Raw genomic sequence first — 17515 nt, forward strand, 5'->3', positions numbered from 1 at the left:
CTTATTCAGCGAGCCCTAGCACTTTCTTACCTTGATTAAAGTGAATGTCAACCGGGATGCTGGCTGCTTCTAAGCGTGCTAAATCTGACGCAAGGTCAGGCTTGATCACACCCATAGTTTCCACAAGTTTTGCGACACCGTCGTAATCGCCGTCACCTTGAAGGGTCAGGATCAATTCAGAAAGTGCCTCTACTGCGGCGCCCATCTTTTGCATATTTACGCGATACATGCCGTCTTCTGTTTTCTCAAACGCACCTTGCTGTGCAAAGAAGTTAAAACGAATCATATTCGCCTTGCCGTGAGCAGAACTTGCACCGAAACGCACAGAACGGAAAATGCCAGCCATAAAGGTAACGTAATAATCTTCAAGTGTACCTTCGGTAATTTCACCTTTTTCAAGAAGACTTTGTACCATGTACAAACCTAAAATATCCGCTTTGCCTTCTTCAAGGGCTGAGGCGTGTTCTTTAAGTGCGCCGCGCACGGTACCCGAACCGTCCAGGGTGTTTTTAATGCCAAGACCGTGAGCCACTTCGTGAAACATGGTGTTGGCGAAAAAGGCGTCGAACGTAATGTGCTCACGTTGCTCAGGTACAATTAGCGTATCTGCAATAGGCACTAAAATAGTATCGAACTTAGCGCGCATTGCGTTTTTGAGCTGAAGACGGCGGGTTCCCTTTTCTAACTGAACGCGCTCGTCATTTGGCAGGTTAATCGCAATGGTTTTACTGCCAGCATTAGAGTGGCCTGCGTAATAAATAACGTCATATGCATTAAGGTCGGCATCAGAGCCGGGCATCTCAGCTTTGTAAGCATCAGCAACAGGAAGGCCTTGCTGAAGCTCAGGTAGGAAAGCCGCGTACTTTGCCAGCTTCTCACTCCACGCTAAATCCTTAATAAGCACGTAGGCTTCAAATGCTGCGCGATAGCCAAAGAGTTGATCTTCGTAGCTTTCAATAGGGCCAATAACCAGCTCTACAGGGTTGCTCTTCATATCCATCCAGGCCATATCAGACGCAAGGTAGTCATTAGACAACAATGCCTCAGAACGCAGTTGCAGGTATTGCTTGAAGCTTTCGTCTTCAGCTAGCTCTGACGCTTTTTTGAGTAGGTCAGATGCTTTCATCAATTCGCTTTTAAATGCTTCAGAGTAAGGCACAGAATAAAGGTTACCGGCTTCATCGCGCTTCACCATAGAGTAAAGGCCTTGCTTGTCGGCAAACTCAGCCGTAGCAAACTCTTCCTTTTCCATATCATGAGGATAAAACTCAGCGCCTAAGGCTTTGTCTTCATAGCCGCTGATAAATGGCGTGTCGCCGTTAAGTCGATCCCATGGGCCATAGTTTATGGCGGCAAAATGGCGTACTTTTTCATTGCTTATTGAGGAAAGAAAAGCATCTTTATCTTCAAAAAATGCCTGCTTCCAAAACAGGTCGTCCATAATTTTCGACGCATCTATCAAAAGCGAAAGCATTTTATGCTGGTTGTCACTAAGGTGTGATAAATCGCTGGTAAGGTCTACACCGTGATAAATAGACAAGCGGGACTCGTCTACAAGTAAGGTTTGCGCTGTATCGGTTTCAGGCTTTGCCGTTTGAGTTTGCGTTGTATCGGCGCTTTTGCTGCAGGCGGTCAGCATAAATAGCCCTGCTACTGCAGCAGCAATAGGCGAATAAGTTGAAGTCGTTTTTTTAATCATAAGGTTTACCGTGTCGTTTTCCCGTATTGATTTAAGTATGTGGGGAGGTGTTTGCGTAACTCACTATAGCTATGCTTTTGATTTTATACAAAAGTATGAAAATTATTTGCTTAATATCAATAGTGGTTTGCTGCTTGTTGTCTATACTTTGATTGAGCTCTTGTGCTACTGCGGTTGCTAAACATTCGCTTTAAGCCTGTCTTTTTTAGTTGGTCGAAACTAGAGAGCTACTATAGTATGGTGATAGAAATACCATAATAAAACAATAAACGGTTTGTATTTTAGCGTGAATCATAGAGGCCTATGTGAATAAGCGCAGGGAATGCAACGCACAAATACTCGATTTATTTGGCGCATCAGAATTGATGTTGGCTGAGTAGATAACGGGTAACGCAAACTATCGCCTTATCAAGGCAATTTGGAACTTTCTAAGGGTAGAAATATGTCTACACAGAACGCGCTTTCAACTATTTTGGTTGAAAAAATAAACAATGACACACTGGTCCTTCCAACACTTCCTGCTATCGCATTAAAAGTCCGTAAAGCAGCAGATGACCCTGACATCAACCTTAATGCTATGGGTGAGGTAATCGGGCAAGACCCATCACTTAGTGCGAGAATGATTAAAATTGCAAACAGTGCTTATATGGGGCGCAGTGTTAAAGTTACCTCCATTAGTCAGGCGGTAACGCGTATTGGTCTGCGACAAATTAAGAATATTTCTACCGCACTGGCAATGGAGCAGCTGTTCGTATCTAAAAACGATGTAGTTGCTCGTTATTTGCAACAGGAGTGGGCGAATACGGTAAACATAGTTGCCAGTGCAATGGCGGTATTACAGCTTTATATAGCCCGCACCAAAAAGCGGGAAATGAGCATGGATACTATGACCCTAGCTGCATTGGTACATAATATTGGCGTACTGCCTATTTTGACCGAAGCTGAACGTCACCCTGAGGTTTTTGCTAATCCTTCTTTCCTTGAAGTGGCAATCGATAAATTAGCGGGCCGCATTGGTGCAAGTATAATGAGAGAATGGGGCTTTGGTGAAAGCTTCGTTAATGTCGCGAAAAACTGGAAAGACTTAAGCTATCTTCCTGATGAGCTAAGCTATATTGACTTTGTTCGCGTAGGTGCGGCAGTCTCGGGAGCGGCAGGTAGCCAGAAAGACGCTATTTTGAACTTAGCTATACAACGTGGTGTGGTTGAAGATATGGGCGAGCTTCACTCAGATGAGTTCGAAGAGCTAACAAGCGCCGCGAAGCAAATTTTCTTATAAGCAATTAAGCTTTTAAGCTACCCCCAGATCTACACAGTAGTGTTAGGCCGATACAGAAGTGCACCTTCAAAATGTATCGGCCTTTTTGTTATGTCGGTTAGCTACAGGCATAGAACTTAATAAGTAACACTATGCGTTAGCAGGTTTCTTTTGAACATACAGCAATAGTAAACCTAGCCCCAATCCCCACACTGCTGAAGTCATAGAAAATAAGCTAAAGCCTGACGCCGTACACAGCATGGTGAGCAGCGCTGGGGCTCTATGATGTTCTACTTCCATAGCGCGAACCATCGACCCTTGCAGCGTAGCTAAAAGTGCGAGCCCTGCAAGTAGGTGAATAATGATATTGGGCATGCTGACAAATAACGCAACGACCACAGACGCTAAAAGTCCCATAAATAAATACGCCACGCCGGCCGCTATGGCGGCTCTATAGCGCTGTGACTTTTCACTATCCGCTTGCTCACCCATGCACAGTGCTGCTGTGATAGCAGCTAGGTTAAAGGTAAAGCCTCCAAAAGGTGCTAATAGACCTTGTATAACGGCAATGCCTGACAAAATGGGTTTGTGGTCGGGCGCATAGCCATGTGCGTGATGAATAGCTATGCCGGGCAAGTTTTGGGAAAGCGTGGTGATTAGAAAAAGAGGAAAGGCTAAGCCAATGGCGGCGCTGAGAGAAAAAGTAGGCGTTACCCAAATTGGCTCGGGCAGGGTAAATATTGATGACAGCCCTTGTGAGGTACTTGGTAGAGCAACAACACTGCTGGCACTACCCATAAACAAACTAATACCCACCGACATAACCAGCAACAACAGCATCAGATAGCGGGGAAATAGGCGGCTTCCTATTAGGTAAGCGGAAATAAATAACGCGACTAGGTGCGGCGCTTCGTTAACATCGGTAAATATAGCTAGGCATATAGGTAAGAGAATACCGGCTAAAAGTGCAGATGAAATGGCTGGAGGAATGCGACTAATTTGTTTAAGTAAAGTCCGGCTTTGCGCTGTTACAAGTGAAAGCATTGCGCATATTACAAATGCACCAATGGCTTCGCTTAAACTATAATTGCCTATACTGGTTAATAAAAAAGCCGCACCAGGGGTAGACCAAGCGGTAACAACGGGCAGTTTGGATAGCCACGAAAACAGAATACAGGTAATACCCATACCTAGACCAAGCGCGAATAACCAGCTTATTACCATGTCATCGCTAGCGCCGGCTTTGCGCGCTACATCAATGATAATGACAACAGAACTACTGTAACCTACCGTAACGGCGGTAAGCCCTGCGCTGATATGACTTAACTTCCACTTACTCATGAAAACCCTCGTGATGGAATCTCGATTTTAAAAATGACTGAGCGATAAAAGTACGCTTTTAGTGTCTATCGAATATGCTACTCTACCTATTTGTGCGCTATAACGTACAATAAGTAACTTAACATTTGTGCGTTATAGCGCACAGCCGCTTCATTAACATCAGCGACAAAATAAAAGGCCTTCATTACATGACAAAAGCAAATGGGCAGCCTTCTGCTATTTCAAGAAGTATTGCACAGCACCTGCAGACTGTTCGCAAAGCTAGGGGGCTTTCTCTTGATAAAACAGCTAAGTTGACGGGAGTATCGAAAGCTATGCTTGGGCAAATAGAACGAGGTGAGTCTAGCCCAACCATCGCTACCTTATGGAAAATAGCCACAGGTCTTGCGTGTTCATTTTCTTCTTTCTTATCTGGTGATGAAACAGCCCCTTCGTCTCAACACGCCGATAACAAGTTCGCTAACGACCCAAACGTAACCATAAAAACGCTATTTCCGTTTAACTCAGCTACCCAGTTTGAAATGTTCGAACTATGCTTAACAGACTTGCATGAGCAGCATTCTTCAGCTCACCAAATTGGCGTCACCGAGCATATTCACGTACTACAAGGAAAGTTAGGGGTTTTGCAAGATGGACAGTGGAAAAGCTATCAGGCGCAAGAGCAATGTATATTGCGCGCAGACCAACCCCACGGCTATCGAGACGAAGCAGGAGAAACGCGCTTTGTTGTGGTAATTCACTATCCTGTTTAGAGGAATTAAGTAACTTTCTTTGAGCGGTTTGCGAGCTCTTGTATAAAACGCTTTTACAAAAGTAAGCTAATTAGAAAGGGGACTCTGGGGATATTTGTGAAAAGCCTAATGACTATAATAGCGATTAGGCTTTGAGTTAAACGTTCAATTGAAATTAGAGAATAGGTTGTGCTGTGCTGGCCGCTCGTTTACAAACTATCGTCGTTAAGATTAAGCGCACCGCGAAGGAAGTTCAGCAGCGTACAAATCTCTGCTGACATTAGCGCAAACTCTGCATCAAGGCGTGCTTCTACCTGATCTTTTGGTACGTCGTCAGTTTCTTCTTTAATGCGGTCGGTGAACTTAATACGCTTAATGGCGCCATCTTCACACATAATAGCCGTTAGGGTTTCTGCATATTCAAACGCAACTTTTTGAACCAGCTTACCGGCATCAAGGTGAATACTGATTTCTTCGCTATCAAGCGGCTGGTTCTTACAGCGAATAACACTGCCTGTGTCGTCGGTAGATTTAAGTTCGGCTTCTTCAAGTAGCCCTACACCTTCTGGTGTTGACTCAGTAACCCAATGCGTAAGTTCACTTTGAAGGCTTCTGCGCGTAAAGGGAACAACCGGCAGTGAGCCAATCGCTTTTCTAACCATGGCCAAAAAGGCTTCGGCTTTGCCGTCAGACGACGCATCAACCACTACTAAGTTGTCGGCAAGAGAGATAAAACCGTGGGTATAGGTGTTTTTGGTAAAGGCCTGTGGCAGCAAGCGTGTCTGAATTTCTTGCTTAAGGTCAGCTTTGGCTTTTTTGCCAACTGGCGAACCTGTTTCCATTTCAATTTTAGCCACCATTTCGTCAAGCTCGGCATTTACCACAGCACCGGGCAAAATCTTTTCTTGTTTCTTTAGGGTTATCCAAAAACGCTGTTGAACAACATGAAACATGGTGCCTTGCTTACCAGCCTGAGAAAACGGAGAGGCAAACCCCATGGTTGCCAAATCTTGGCTGCCGCACGGGCGAAAAGCATGTTCGTTTAAGACTCGCTCTAAATCACCCTCGTCTAGCGATAGCGGCTGAGTAATTTGATAGGCTTTTACATTTTTAAACCACATAGTGTAAGCATTCTCTTAATAAAAATAGGGCGCAAGCGTACCAACGTAAGACTTGCGGTGCAATTCAATAAAGGGTTATTAGACACATAAAAGGGCGCTTGCAGTGCGCGCCCCAAATTGAAAATAGTAAAAAGGGTTACACACTCTTTTTGGGAAAACGAATGGTGTACTGCAAGCCGTTGCCGAGTGTACTGTCAGCTTCAATATGGCCATGCAGTGACTGCGTAACTAGGTTATACATAATATGTGTGCCCAGACCGCTGCCACCTTGTCCTCGTTTAGTGGTAAAGAAAGCATCAAACAATTGACTTAGTTCTCCTTCACTTAAGCCCCTGCCGTCATCCTTATAGTAAAGAACAACATTATCACCTTCTTCTTTTACATCGAGGGTTACCGTGCCAGCGGTTTTGCCTTCAAAGCCGTGCATAAGCGAGTTAACGACCATATTTGTAACAATCTGTGCAATAGCGCCGGGGGCACAGGTTACCACTAAATTGTCAGGACAGGTTACGTTAATTTGATGTTCGGTTTGCTTGAAACTCGGCTTTAAGGACTGGATGATCTCGTTAATGTAGTCACCTAATACAAACTCGCGTTCGGTTTCACTGGTTTGATCAACAGCTACTTGCTTAAAGCTGGCGATAAGATCTGATGCGCGTTCTAAGTTACTTAAGAGTAAAAGCGCAGTTTGCTCGGCTTCGTCAATAAAGCTTGCCATATTTTTACTGGTCAGGCTTTTATCTTCAAAATCAGTCTTTAAGTTATTAAGTCGCTCTTGCAGAAAACTGGCTGCGGTAACGCTTACGCCTAACGGGGTATTCACGTCATGTGCTATACCAGCAACAAGACCGCCAAGCGACGCCATGCGCTCTGACTCTACTAGCTGCTCTTGTGCTTGGTGAAGGGTATCCATTGAGCTTGCAAGTTCTTGATTGCGTTTGCGAAGCTCTGCTTCTATATACTGGCGATTTTCGTTTTCCTGGCGAAGCTCTCGCTGGTGGGCGATAAGCTCGTCTTTTTGCTGCTCTAGATCAAGCATAATTTGTGACAAAGACGCGGTCTTTTTTGCCACTTCCTGTTCTAAAATAAGGTTTTGATCATCCAACTTTTTATTGGCTAGCGTTAGCTCGCTTTGCGCATTATTCAACTTGTTATTTGAAACGATAAGGTCATCAATAACGTTGTTGTACGACTCTTTAAGTTGCAATAGCTCGTTATCATCATCCAATTTGATATTAAACTTACTTTCTTCGGGATGCTGAGGGTCGAAATTACCCATTTGCTCAGTGATGGACTGTAAGGGTTCTGAGAGCATTGTGCGAAAGGCTGTCATAAATAAGAATACAAGAAAGGTTGTTTTCACTATCGCGTTGCCGATAAGAAAGAAAACTCCTACTTCAATACGGCTAAATATAGTGTCGAAGCTTGAGTATAAAGTAACATCGCCAACGGTAGACTCACGGCCAGAGAATTTGAAAACGAGTGGAAAGCTATAGCTAAAAACGCCTCCAGGATGATCCTCTATCAGCTCTTGGTCAACAGGCGCAGGAGAGCGCTGGACCCTTATACCGTACTCTGCAATGTAATTGCCATTTTCCCCACGAACTTGCAGGCCTTCTACAATAGGCAGTGACATTAACCCTTCTGCGATAGCTCGGACTTGGTCATTGTTAAGCTCCCACAACGCGCGAGTAAGACTAGAAGAAAAAGTGTTTTTTAATGTTTGAAGCTCGCTTTCAACGTGATTTTTGGTGCTGAGGTACTCTGTAAAAATTTGTCCTATTGTCACAAGAAGTGTAAGCGCAAAGTATACCGATAATACCCTGGCTAAGAGCTTCCTTGATAACCCTGTCTTGACCGCAGCCATAGAAAAACACACCCCTGTTACTTCAGACTTTTTATGAGACTCACATTTGTAGCGAAAGCACTATTTAGAATCACATACGTGTAGATATTTTTGACAATTCAAGAATATGCGCAATTGTATGAATAAACAAGATTGTATGTATAAACTTTGGGCGAAGCGTGTTTTATAACCGTATTAAACTTGACACATTAATGTAATCGTTTTAATAAAACTGTCACAGACCACATTAATAATAACGGCGTTTATAAATGAGCAGGAATAATACGATGTCTCGTACAGTGTTGGTGGTTGAGGACGAAGCGCCTATCCGTGAGATGCTTAAGTTTGTACTTGAGCAATCTGGTTTTAACATTATTGAAGCCGAAGATTTCGACATCGCGCAGGAAAAAATTTGCGAGCCTTACCCAGATTTAATTCTACTGGATTGGATGCTACCGGGTGGAAGCGGTGTACAGCTGGCTAAAAGTTTAAAGCAACATGAGTTTACTCGTGACATTCCCGTTATCATGCTAACGGCCCGTGGCGAAGAAGAAGATAAAATTCGAGGCCTGGATGCTGGTGCTGATGATTATGTGACTAAGCCCTTCTCGCCGAAGGAACTAGTGGCAAGAATTAAAGCGGTAATGCGCAGAGTCACGCCTACGTCAAATGAAGAGCCGATCGAATTCAATGGGCTTAAACTTGAGCCTGTATCCCATCGTGTTATGGCCAATGAAGAGCCATTGGATATGGGGCCAACAGAGTTCAAGCTATTGCACTTTTTCATGACTCATCCAGAGCGAGTATACAGCCGAGAACTTCTTCTTGATAATGTGTGGGGCACTAATGTTTACGTTGAAGACAGAACGGTAGATGTACATATCCGACGCTTGCGCAAAGCTATATCTCGCCACGGGCATGATGCTATGATCCAAACCGTACGCGGTGCGGGTTATCGTTTTTCTACTAAGCTTTAACAAGATGCAGTGTTTAGGGAGTGGTATGACGCCATTCCCTTTACGTCTATACGCCACCTTAACGTGCGCCTATTTCCACTTTCAACAACGCGAGCTATTTCATGTATTACCCGTTCTCTTGGTTGAGAAGTACTTTGCGCTTAGTGCTATTCCTTGTGGTTTTTGCGCTGGTAGGGTGGTATCTGGATGATATGTTATTCGCTGTCGCCATAGGTGCGACTTTGTTGCTGCTGTTTAACTATTGGCACCTTTATAAGCTGAACCGCTGGCTGTGGCACAGTCGCAAAATGTCTCCCCCTACTGTACGAGGCGTGTGGGAGCATATTTATGAAGGTATTTATTACCTTCAGCGTCGAAACCGTAACAAGCGTAAAGAGCTTGGCGAGTTAGTTAAACGCTTTAGAGAGGGTTCTGAAGCCTTACCAGATGCAGCGGTAGTGGTTGACTCAAAGGCATGTATTATCTGGTGTAATCGTCTTGCCCGTTTAGATCTTGGTTTGAAATGGCCTCAAGACTCAGGCCGGCGTATAGACAACTTATTGCGTCACCCTGAATTTATTCAGTACTTTCATGCGGGTAATTACAAATACCCTATTGAAGTACCGTCGCCGACGAACCCCAATAAAACCTTCGAATATCGAATAATGCCTTATGGCGACGAGCACCTGCTGCTGATTGCTCGTGATATAACGCGAGTATCTCAGCTTGAAGAAATGCGTAAAGACTTTGTGGCGAACGTATCTCATGAACTTCGTACGCCGCTTACGGTTATTAATGGATACTTAGAAATTCTTCCTGTTGATGAAGCGTCAGACCCGTTTATGCACAAAGCGATGAAAGAAATGACATCGCAAACTCATCGCATGCAAAACCTGATAGAAGATTTATTAGTACTATCGCGTATTGAAGCAAGCTCAGAACGTATTTATGAAAACGTGGTGAATATTCCTGCTGTGCTTGCCCAAGTTGAAAGGGAAGCGCTGGCCCTCAATAAAGAAAAGAACCACGCTATCAAATTCCATATTGATGAAGAGTTGTATGTCTTTGGTGTCGAAACCGAACTGCGAAGTGCCTGTTCTAATTTGGTGTTTAATGCCGTTCATTACACCCCCGCTGGTGGTGAGATAAACGTATATTGGCGTCGCGGTACGAGCGGCGCCCAGTTTTCTGTAGTAGACAACGGTGATGGCATTGAGCAGAACCACCTTAATCGCTTAACAGAACGCTTTTACCGTGTGGATAAAGCACGTTCACGTAAAACCGGCGGTTCAGGCTTGGGGTTATCCATTGTAAAACACGTGCTAAGTCATCATAATTCCCGTTTAGAAATAACTAGTACGTTGGGCGAGGGCAGTAACTTCTCCTTCGTATTGGATAACGAATTAATTGCAGAGCAGCTGTAACCTTAAGAGGCAGTAAACCTTGGCGAGCAAATGTCATAACATAGTGAATGGGTTGTACCGCGGTGTTATAAGTTTACTGTTGGCAATAGGTCTGTTGTTTCCACTTGAAGTACTCGCGACTCCTCAGGCTACTCAAAGCGCCTCCTCTGCTTCAAGTACTTACCAAGTACCGGCCTACGAACGCAAACCCGGTGTGGCAGGGAAAATCTCCTCAGTGGGCTCAGACACACTGGCAAACTTAATGACCTTTTGGTCACAGGAATTCAAAACCCTTTATCCCCAGGTCGGCTTTCAAATACAGGCATCTGGTTCATCTACCGCTCCTCCTGCGCTGATTGAAGGTACTGCTACCATTGGTCCTATGAGCCGGGAATTAAAACCCAGTGAAATACGGGACTTCACGCGAACCCACGGTTACCCGCCAACGGTATTAAAAGTAGCAATGGATGCCATCGCCATTTTTGTGGATAGACGCAATCCGCTGCCGGGGATGACCCTTGAGCAAGTTGACGCGGTGTTTTCTGAAACCCAGTTCTGTGGCAGCAATACAGCCATTACCAATTGGTCTCAACTCGGTGTTGACGATATAGGCTATCGTTCTCCTATCAGGCTGTACGGCCGAAATTCTGTATCAGGTACTTATGGTTTGTTCAAAGTGATGGCGCTGTGTGATGGTGATTTCAAAAACACAGTAAACGAACAACCTGGCTCTGCTTCTGTAGTATTGTCTGTGGCCAGCGGTACAGGTGCAATTGGCTATGCCGCCTACGGCTATAAAACTGCGGGAGTGCGCGCTCTGCCACTAGGTGAGTCGCTAGATAGCTTAATCCCTCTTTCTATTGACACCGTGCGTAACGAAACGTATCCGTTTGCTCGTTTTCTTTATTTGGTGATAAATAAGAAGCCCGGTGAGCCTTTACCTACTCTGGAAAGGGAGTTTTTGCGCTATATCTTGTCACAAGAAGGGCAGCAGCAGGTATTAAGAGACGGATATTTCCCTATTCGTGAAGACGTGTTGGTACGCCAGCGCCGATTACTTGATGAATAATAAATGCCAAATTTGAGCGACTGCTAAACACCTCAATACTACTCAAATCACAGCTACCCCCTATGTTATTTGAAGTTGAACAGCCCCGCTGGTTGTCATAATTACGTCACAATAGATCGTCAAATATCCATGAGCGATTGATTATTTGCAATTGAAGGGCATACCGCCCACACCCTGATAGTGCATGTTTTTCAGCAGTTGGTGACAGCGAGTGCGTATTAAGTTGAGGTAAAATAAGAAAAAAAGCGAATTTTTTGTTGGCTGATTGCATCTATTGAACTTTTTTTAGCTTAAATTTGAACTTTTTCTGTGAAACTTTTGTTACAGCGCCTTAATGTAACAAATGTGTCATCTACCTCAGTTAAAGTTTCCGCGTTTTCAAAATCCATAATTATACCGTACTTGGAGAAACACATGGAACTTAAGCAACTTTTCAAGGCTTCAGCTATTGCTACAGCGCTTGTGCTAGCAGGCTGTGGTGGCGATATTAATATCAGCGAAGGTGATATTGATAACAGCGTAACTAATAACAACGGTGGTGACACTGGTGGCGATACTGGTGGCGATACAGGTTCAGATGATGCAGCTCCAGGTGAATCAAGTACTTTCCTTAGCGGCGAAGTAAGCGACGCATTCGGTCAGGACGTTGAAGTTCGTGTACTTACCGGTCGTTTAACTGCAGATGACGCAGACGACCAAGGCGTAATCACACTAACTAACGACACAGTATGGGCACTTGAAGGTCCAGTATTTATCGGTAACGACAAAGCAGACAGCGTAACGCTTGCTATTGAAGAAGGTACAATCATCTTCGGTCGTACTGGTGCAGATTATCTGGTTGTAAGCCGTGACTCAAAAATTGAAGCCGAAGGTACTGCATCTGCTCCTATCATCATGACATCATTTAACGATGTTGTTGGTGATGAAGTTGGCGCAGGCCAATGGGGTGGTGTGGTTATTCTTGGTAACGGTACGTCAACTAAGTGTCCACAAGATGGTTCTGACTGTGCGCTTCAAGTAGAAGGTGCAGAAGAAGGTGCGGTATTCGGTGGTACTGACGATACAGACAACTCTGGTATCCTTAAGTACGTTGTTGTTAAGTATGCGGGCTTTGAAATTGCACCAGACAATGAACTTAACGGTATTACTTTTGGTGGTGTTGGTTCAGGTACAGAAGTTGATTACGTACAGGTTCACAGCAACGCTGATGACGGTGTTGAATTCTTCGGTGGTGCGGTAAACGCAAAACACCTTGTACTTACTGCTAACCAAGATGACTCAGTAGACTGGGACAATGGTTACACAGGTAAGCTTCAATACGTATATGTGGAACACGCAGCTGATAACTCTGACGCGAACCGCGGTATCGAAGGTGACGGTGACGGTGGTGACGGCCTAGAATTCTCTCAGCCAATGATCGCTAACATGACTGTGATCGGTAATAGCTTCGACACAGCTGACGCGGATTCAGAAGGTTTATTACTTCGCGACCAAACTGGCGCTAACCTAATGAACTTCCTTATCACTGGTCCAGAAGGTATGGGCGAGTGCTTGGAGATGGATACTGACGAAACGGTTCAAGCTAACCTTTCTGATGGTGACCTAACCATGACTTACTCAGCGATTGCATGTTCTGAGCCGTTCAATACGCCAGAAGGTGCGGTTGACCTAGAAGCATGGTTCACTGGCCAAGATGGTAACCAGCTAATCGCATTTGAAGACCGTGCAAACCTTGGTCTTAACCAAGACGGTACATTGACAGCAGAAAGTGAACTGCTTACTGCTGGCGGTGACGCGTCAACCTTGCTTGATACTTTCTTCGAAGCGAACACCTTCATTGGTGCTGTAGGTGAAGATGACTGGCGTCAAGGTTGGGCATTCGGTTTCGGTGGCGGTAACATCGAACTAGTACAATCTGCTTCTGGCTGCCCATCAGGTACAACTTCAATCACCCCAGTAGACGGTTCAACTACTACGTGTGAGGTGTCAGGTACCATCACATCTGACCTAACGCTTACAGAAGGCAATCTATATGCCCTTTCTGGTGCAGTATTCGTAGGTGGCGACAAGGAAAACAGCGCAACCCTTACTGTTGAGCCTGGCGTAACCGTTTACGGCGCATCTGGCAATGATTACCTAGTAATTAGCCGTGACTCAGAGATTAACGCAAACGGTACTGCCGAAAACCCAATTACATTCACTTCACGTGACCACGTTGTTGGCGGTCTTGATGCAGGTGAAGCTGGTCAATGGGGCGGCATGATCGTCCTAGGTAACGGCGAATCAACTAAGTGTCCACAAGATGGCACTTCATGTTCACTTCAAGTAGAAGGTGCACAAGAAGGTGCAGTATTCGGCGGTACAGATAATACAGATAGCTCTGGTACACTTCGCTACGTCCGCGTAATGCACGGTGGTTTCGAAATCGCGCCTGACAACGAGCTTAACGGTATCACCTTTGGTGGTGTTGGCTCTGGTACTACTGTTGAATATGTACAAGTACACAAAAACGCGGATGACGGTGTTGAGTTCTTCGGTGGTGCAGTAAACGTTAAGTACCTAACGCTAACAAGCATCCAAGATGACTCTGTAGACTGGGATAACGGCTACGTAGGTAAGCTACAGTTCGTATTGGTTAAGCATGCTGACGACAACTCAGACGCTAACCGCGCTATTGAAGGCGATGGTGACGGCGGTGACGGTACTGCGTTCTCAAATCCAATGGTTGCTAACATGACTATCATTGGTAACGAGTTCGATACCGCTGACGCTGACTCTGAAGGTGTTCTACTTCGCGACCAAACTAACGCACAGCTATACAACTTTGTTGTAACCGGTCCTGCGGGAATGGGCGAGTGTTTCGAAGCTGACTTAAGCGATGGCGACACTACGCTACTTGCCAATATGGACGGCACTAACGAAACGCAACTTACTTTCGAAACGTCTGTTCTAGCGTGTGCTGAAAACATCAACAACTCTGGTGATTTCGACCAAGAAGCATGGTTCACTGCGCAATCTGGTAATACGCTACTAGACAACACTGCAACGGTACTTAACGGTATCTACACAGTAGACGCAACTGCTGCTACTGACGTATCGACGCTAGACAGCTTCTTCTCTTCAGTAGACTTTATCGGCGCAGTTAAAGACGCTGATAACGACTGGACTGCGGGATGGACTGTTGGTCTTGAATAAGGCCCAGTTCGCATAGCTAAAAACAAGCAAGTGCGTTGCAAAAGTGGCGCACTTGCTTTTAAGTTTGTAAGACACGAAATATTTTCGTGAAAGTATTCCTTTCTAAAGAGGTTCATCATGAACAGACCTGCTAACAGGTTTCTTCTAAAACCCATCAGCTTAGCCGTCGCAGCGAGCATTATGCTCCCAACGTCTATAGCTTTCGCTCAATCAAACGAAGACGAAGTGATTGAGGAAGTTGTCGCTACCGGTACGCGCTTAAAGGGCACGGCAACGGCAGTAATGGAAGAACGTAAAAATCAAGCTTTCGTGGCTGACATCATGGGTGCTGAGCAGATAGCTCGTACCGGTGACAGTGATGCTGCGGGCGCACTTCGCCGTGTAACTGGTCTAACACTTGTAGATGGTCGTTTCATCTACGTACGCGGCCTTGGTGAGCGTTACTCATCAACACAATTAAACGGCGCAATCGTGCCAAGCCCAGATCCGACGCGTAACGTAATCCCGCTCGACTTGTTCCCGTCGAGCATTATCGAAAGCCTTGCGGTTCAAAAATCGTATTCACCATCTATGCCTGCGGCATTCGGCGGTGGTAACGTAAATATCCGATTGAAATCTATACCTACACAGCGCGTTTTCAACGTGTCGGCCGCCGTTGGTATTGACACAGAAAATTCAGGTGACGTATTAGATTATGCAGGTGGTGGACGTGACTGGACGGGGGAAGACGATGGCACACGTGCAGTTTCTACCGCGATACAAGAACGTTGGGATTCAAAAAACTTCTTAGACGATCTTGAGCCAGAAGAAGCATTAGAACTGTTCAAAGGTGTTAATAGAGAATACGGGCTAGAAAGAGAGTCTGCCGATCCTGACATGCGCGTTAATGTCACTTATGGTGACAGTTATGATTACGATGAAGACTGGCGCTTTGGCTTTTTGGTAACTTCACGTTATTCAGCCCAAACCCGCTCTTCTGAAGAATATGAGCTACAAGACCCTGACTTAGTCGGCGATGACATCATCAATGTGCGCTTCTTTGATGATATCCAAGGTACTGAGCAAACGGTGACTTGGTCTTCACTATTAACACTAGGTGTAGATTATAACCGTCAACATCGTATTGATTACAGCCTTATCGTGCTAAACGATACACGCGACGAAATCCGCGAGATGTTCGGTAATACTGAAAACCTAAACCAAGCAGAAGGCTTGCGTATTAGAGATATTGATGTTCAGTACGAAGAACGCTCGCTATATACCAATCAGCTTAAAGGCCAGCATACAATCCCAGAGCTAAACTTCATGGGTATTGACTGGACATACTCATTAGGCCGTTCGGTGCGCCATGCACCAGGTAACTTCAACGCGCGTTTCGTAATGGAAGACGTGAACCAAGACGGTATTTTCGATGACGAAAACGAAATCTTTTTGTCTGATGCACAGACTGCGGCACGTTACACCTTCCAAGACCTTCACGATCGTTTGGAAAACTTTGGCTATAACGTGACTTACCCCATGACAATGGGTAAGTGGGAAACCGAGTACAAAGTGGGTGCAAGCTTTGTAACCAAAACTCGTACTGCTGAAAACCGTCGTTTCGACATCAATACGTTAGGTGTTGAAGACCGTTCAATATTAGATGGTAACGACTTTAGCGAAATCTTCAGCGACAGCGTTTTAGACACCCTGTCTTTGTCTAGCCGACCTATCATTCGTGATACGACTATTGCTGGTGATGACTATGTAGCGGGTCAGAAAATTGATGCGTATTATCTAGAAGCTGATTTCTTCTATGACAACAAATGGCGTTTCACTGGTGGTGCACGTTATGAAGACTTCCGTCAGGTAGTGGCGCCATTAGATCCGCGTACTAATCAGTTCGATTTGAGCGACGAGGCTGACCGCTCTCAACTGGCATTCCAAGAAGATGGCTTTTATCCAGCGCTTGCTGTGACTTACTTCCTAGAAGACGATATGCAGCTACGCGCAAGTATTGGTCAAACGGTAGTTCGCCCAGATCTTCGTGAAGTATCGTCAGCGACTTACCTAGACCCACTAACTAACTTCCCAATTGCGGGTACGCCGGGTGTAAGTACAACGGATATCATTAACTATGATTTACGTTGGGAATGGTATCGAGAAGCAGGCAACAACGTATCGGTAGGCTTATTCTACAAAGACATGGAAGCGCCAATCGAATCAGTACAGTCTCCTGCTCAGGATGGCCCTCCGCTTATTCGTATTGCTAACGCTGAGTCTGGTGAAGTTTACGGGGTTGAAGTGGAATTCCTACAAGACCTAGCGTTTATTGGCGACGGTATTTGGGACAACTTGTTTACCACGGGTAACATTACAATCAGTGATTCTGAAATCGTTTTAGATCGTCAGAATATCGTTGAGCAAACCGGTGTTTCTGCGGCAATCACTAATGTTGAGCGACGTATGACGGGTCACTCTCAGTATGTACTTAACATGCAGTTGGGTTACGACTCAGACAACGGCGAGCACTCTGCGTCACTAGTCTATAACGTATTTGGTGAGCGTATTCTAATTCCGGGTATCGACGGTTTTGACGATAACTTCGAACAACCGTTCCATTCTCTAGATATGGTGTACAAGTACTACCCAGACTTTAATAGCACTGTCACATTACGTGTTCAGAATATCCTAGGCGAAGATCGTGAAATTGAGTTCAACGATACGCTGCTTAGGTCTGAGACGCGAGGTACAGGTATAAGGTTGTCATTCAAATACGACTTCTAAACCTGAACTTACCAAATAGGCCGCTAACTAGCGGCCTTTTTTATGAGTAAAAGATGACACTTTTGGTCTATTTATGACAGTTCCGTAATAAAACTGTCACAGAAAAATCCTATCCTACGCGCAGAAATTT

At 45.1% G+C, this 17515-nt stretch carries 11 protein-coding genes; 7 read left to right on the top strand and 4 right to left on the bottom strand.

Translation table 11 applies throughout. From position 1 onward, the window contains the following. Position 1: 1 nt before the first annotated feature. Entirely contained in the window at positions 2–1696 is a 1695-nt protein-coding gene (locus PCAR9_RS03240) for a dipeptidyl-peptidase 3 family protein (RefSeq protein WP_179985140.1), read from the bottom strand. Positions 1697–2141: 445 nt separating this feature from the next. On the opposite strand from PCAR9_RS03240, the gene PCAR9_RS03245 reads away from it, so the two are divergent. Continuing rightward, positions 2142–2978: an HDOD domain-containing protein gene (locus PCAR9_RS03245; RefSeq protein ID WP_179982382.1), complete on the top strand. Its 837-nt coding sequence runs from the start codon at positions 2142–2144 to the stop codon at positions 2976–2978. A 129-nt stretch (positions 2979–3107) separates the two neighbouring features. Here the strand turns inward: PCAR9_RS03245 and PCAR9_RS03250 are convergent, their stop codons facing one another. Further along, the gene (locus PCAR9_RS03250; RefSeq protein WP_179982383.1) at positions 3108–4298 is read right to left on the bottom strand and encodes a benzoate/H(+) symporter BenE family transporter; all 1191 of its coding nucleotides are present in this window, start codon (positions 4296–4298) and stop codon (positions 3108–3110) included. Between the two features lie 188 nt (positions 4299–4486). Here PCAR9_RS03250 and PCAR9_RS03255 point away from each other — a divergent pair, with 188 nt between their 5' ends. Continuing rightward, complete coding sequence (locus PCAR9_RS03255; protein WP_179982384.1) at positions 4487–5050, top strand: helix-turn-helix domain-containing protein; 564 nt, start codon at positions 4487–4489, stop codon at positions 5048–5050. A 188-nt stretch (positions 5051–5238) separates the two neighbouring features. On the opposite strand, the gene rdgC is transcribed toward PCAR9_RS03255, so the two are convergent. Further along, positions 5239–6150 (bottom strand): recombination-associated protein RdgC, encoded by a 912-nt coding sequence (rdgC, locus tag PCAR9_RS03260; protein WP_025256534.1) that lies wholly within the window; start codon positions 6148–6150, stop codon positions 5239–5241. 136 nt (positions 6151–6286) lie between these two features. Next, positions 6287–8017: a sensor histidine kinase gene (locus PCAR9_RS03265; RefSeq protein WP_179982385.1), complete on the bottom strand. Its 1731-nt coding sequence runs from the start codon at positions 8015–8017 to the stop codon at positions 6287–6289. Between the two features lie 266 nt (positions 8018–8283). Between PCAR9_RS03265 and phoB the strand changes: the two genes are divergently transcribed. The 5 genes from phoB to PCAR9_RS03290 all read left to right on the top strand — a co-directional run bounded on the left by phoB (position 8284) and on the right by PCAR9_RS03290 (position 17385). Further along, positions 8284–8973 (top strand): phosphate regulon transcriptional regulator PhoB, encoded by a 690-nt coding sequence (gene phoB / locus PCAR9_RS03270; RefSeq protein WP_118490259.1) that lies wholly within the window; start codon positions 8284–8286, stop codon positions 8971–8973. Positions 8974–9074: 101 nt separating this feature from the next. After that, on the top strand, positions 9075–10376 hold the full coding sequence (gene phoR, locus PCAR9_RS03275; RefSeq protein ID WP_179982386.1) for a phosphate regulon sensor histidine kinase PhoR: 1302 nt from the start codon (positions 9075–9077) through the stop codon (positions 10374–10376). A gap of 76 nt (positions 10377–10452) precedes the next feature. Further along, the gene (locus PCAR9_RS03280) at positions 10453–11424 is read left to right on the top strand and encodes a PstS family phosphate ABC transporter substrate-binding protein (RefSeq protein ID WP_179985141.1); all 972 of its coding nucleotides are present in this window, start codon (positions 10453–10455) and stop codon (positions 11422–11424) included. A gap of 414 nt (positions 11425–11838) precedes the next feature. Further along, positions 11839–14619, top strand: coding sequence for a beta-helix domain-containing protein (locus tag PCAR9_RS03285; RefSeq protein ID WP_179982387.1), 2781 nt, complete (start codon positions 11839–11841; stop codon positions 14617–14619). 117 nt (positions 14620–14736) lie between these two features. Beyond that, positions 14737–17385, top strand: coding sequence for a TonB-dependent receptor domain-containing protein (locus tag PCAR9_RS03290; protein WP_179982388.1), 2649 nt, complete (start codon positions 14737–14739; stop codon positions 17383–17385). Positions 17386–17515: the final 130 nt, after the last annotated feature.

The sequence above is a fragment of the Alteromonas macleodii genome, assembly GCF_903772925.1.
GTDB lineage: Bacteria > Pseudomonadota > Gammaproteobacteria > Enterobacterales > Alteromonadaceae > Alteromonas > Alteromonas macleodii_A.

Bases quoted from the DNA above. Each gene is read 5' to 3' on its own strand.
- PCAR9_RS03245 (WP_179982382.1), top strand. From the start codon at position 2,142: ATGTCTACACAGAACGCGCTTTCAACTATTTTGGTTGAAAAAATAAAC.
- PCAR9_RS03250 (WP_179982383.1), bottom strand. From the start codon at position 4,298: ATGAGTAAGTGGAAGTTAAGTCATATCAGCGCAGGGCTTACCGCCGTT.
- PCAR9_RS03255 (WP_179982384.1), top strand. From the start codon at position 4,487: ATGACAAAAGCAAATGGGCAGCCTTCTGCTATTTCAAGAAGTATTGCA.
- rdgC (WP_025256534.1), bottom strand. From the start codon at position 6,150: ATGTGGTTTAAAAATGTAAAAGCCTATCAAATTACTCAGCCGCTATCG.
- PCAR9_RS03265 (WP_179982385.1), bottom strand. From the start codon at position 8,017: ATGGCTGCGGTCAAGACAGGGTTATCAAGGAAGCTCTTAGCCAGGGTA.
- phoB (WP_118490259.1), top strand. From the start codon at position 8,284: ATGTCTCGTACAGTGTTGGTGGTTGAGGACGAAGCGCCTATCCGTGAG.
- phoR (WP_179982386.1), top strand. From the start codon at position 9,075: ATGTATTACCCGTTCTCTTGGTTGAGAAGTACTTTGCGCTTAGTGCTA.
- PCAR9_RS03285 (WP_179982387.1), top strand. From the start codon at position 11,839: ATGGAACTTAAGCAACTTTTCAAGGCTTCAGCTATTGCTACAGCGCTT.
- PCAR9_RS03290 (WP_179982388.1), top strand. From the start codon at position 14,737: ATGAACAGACCTGCTAACAGGTTTCTTCTAAAACCCATCAGCTTAGCC.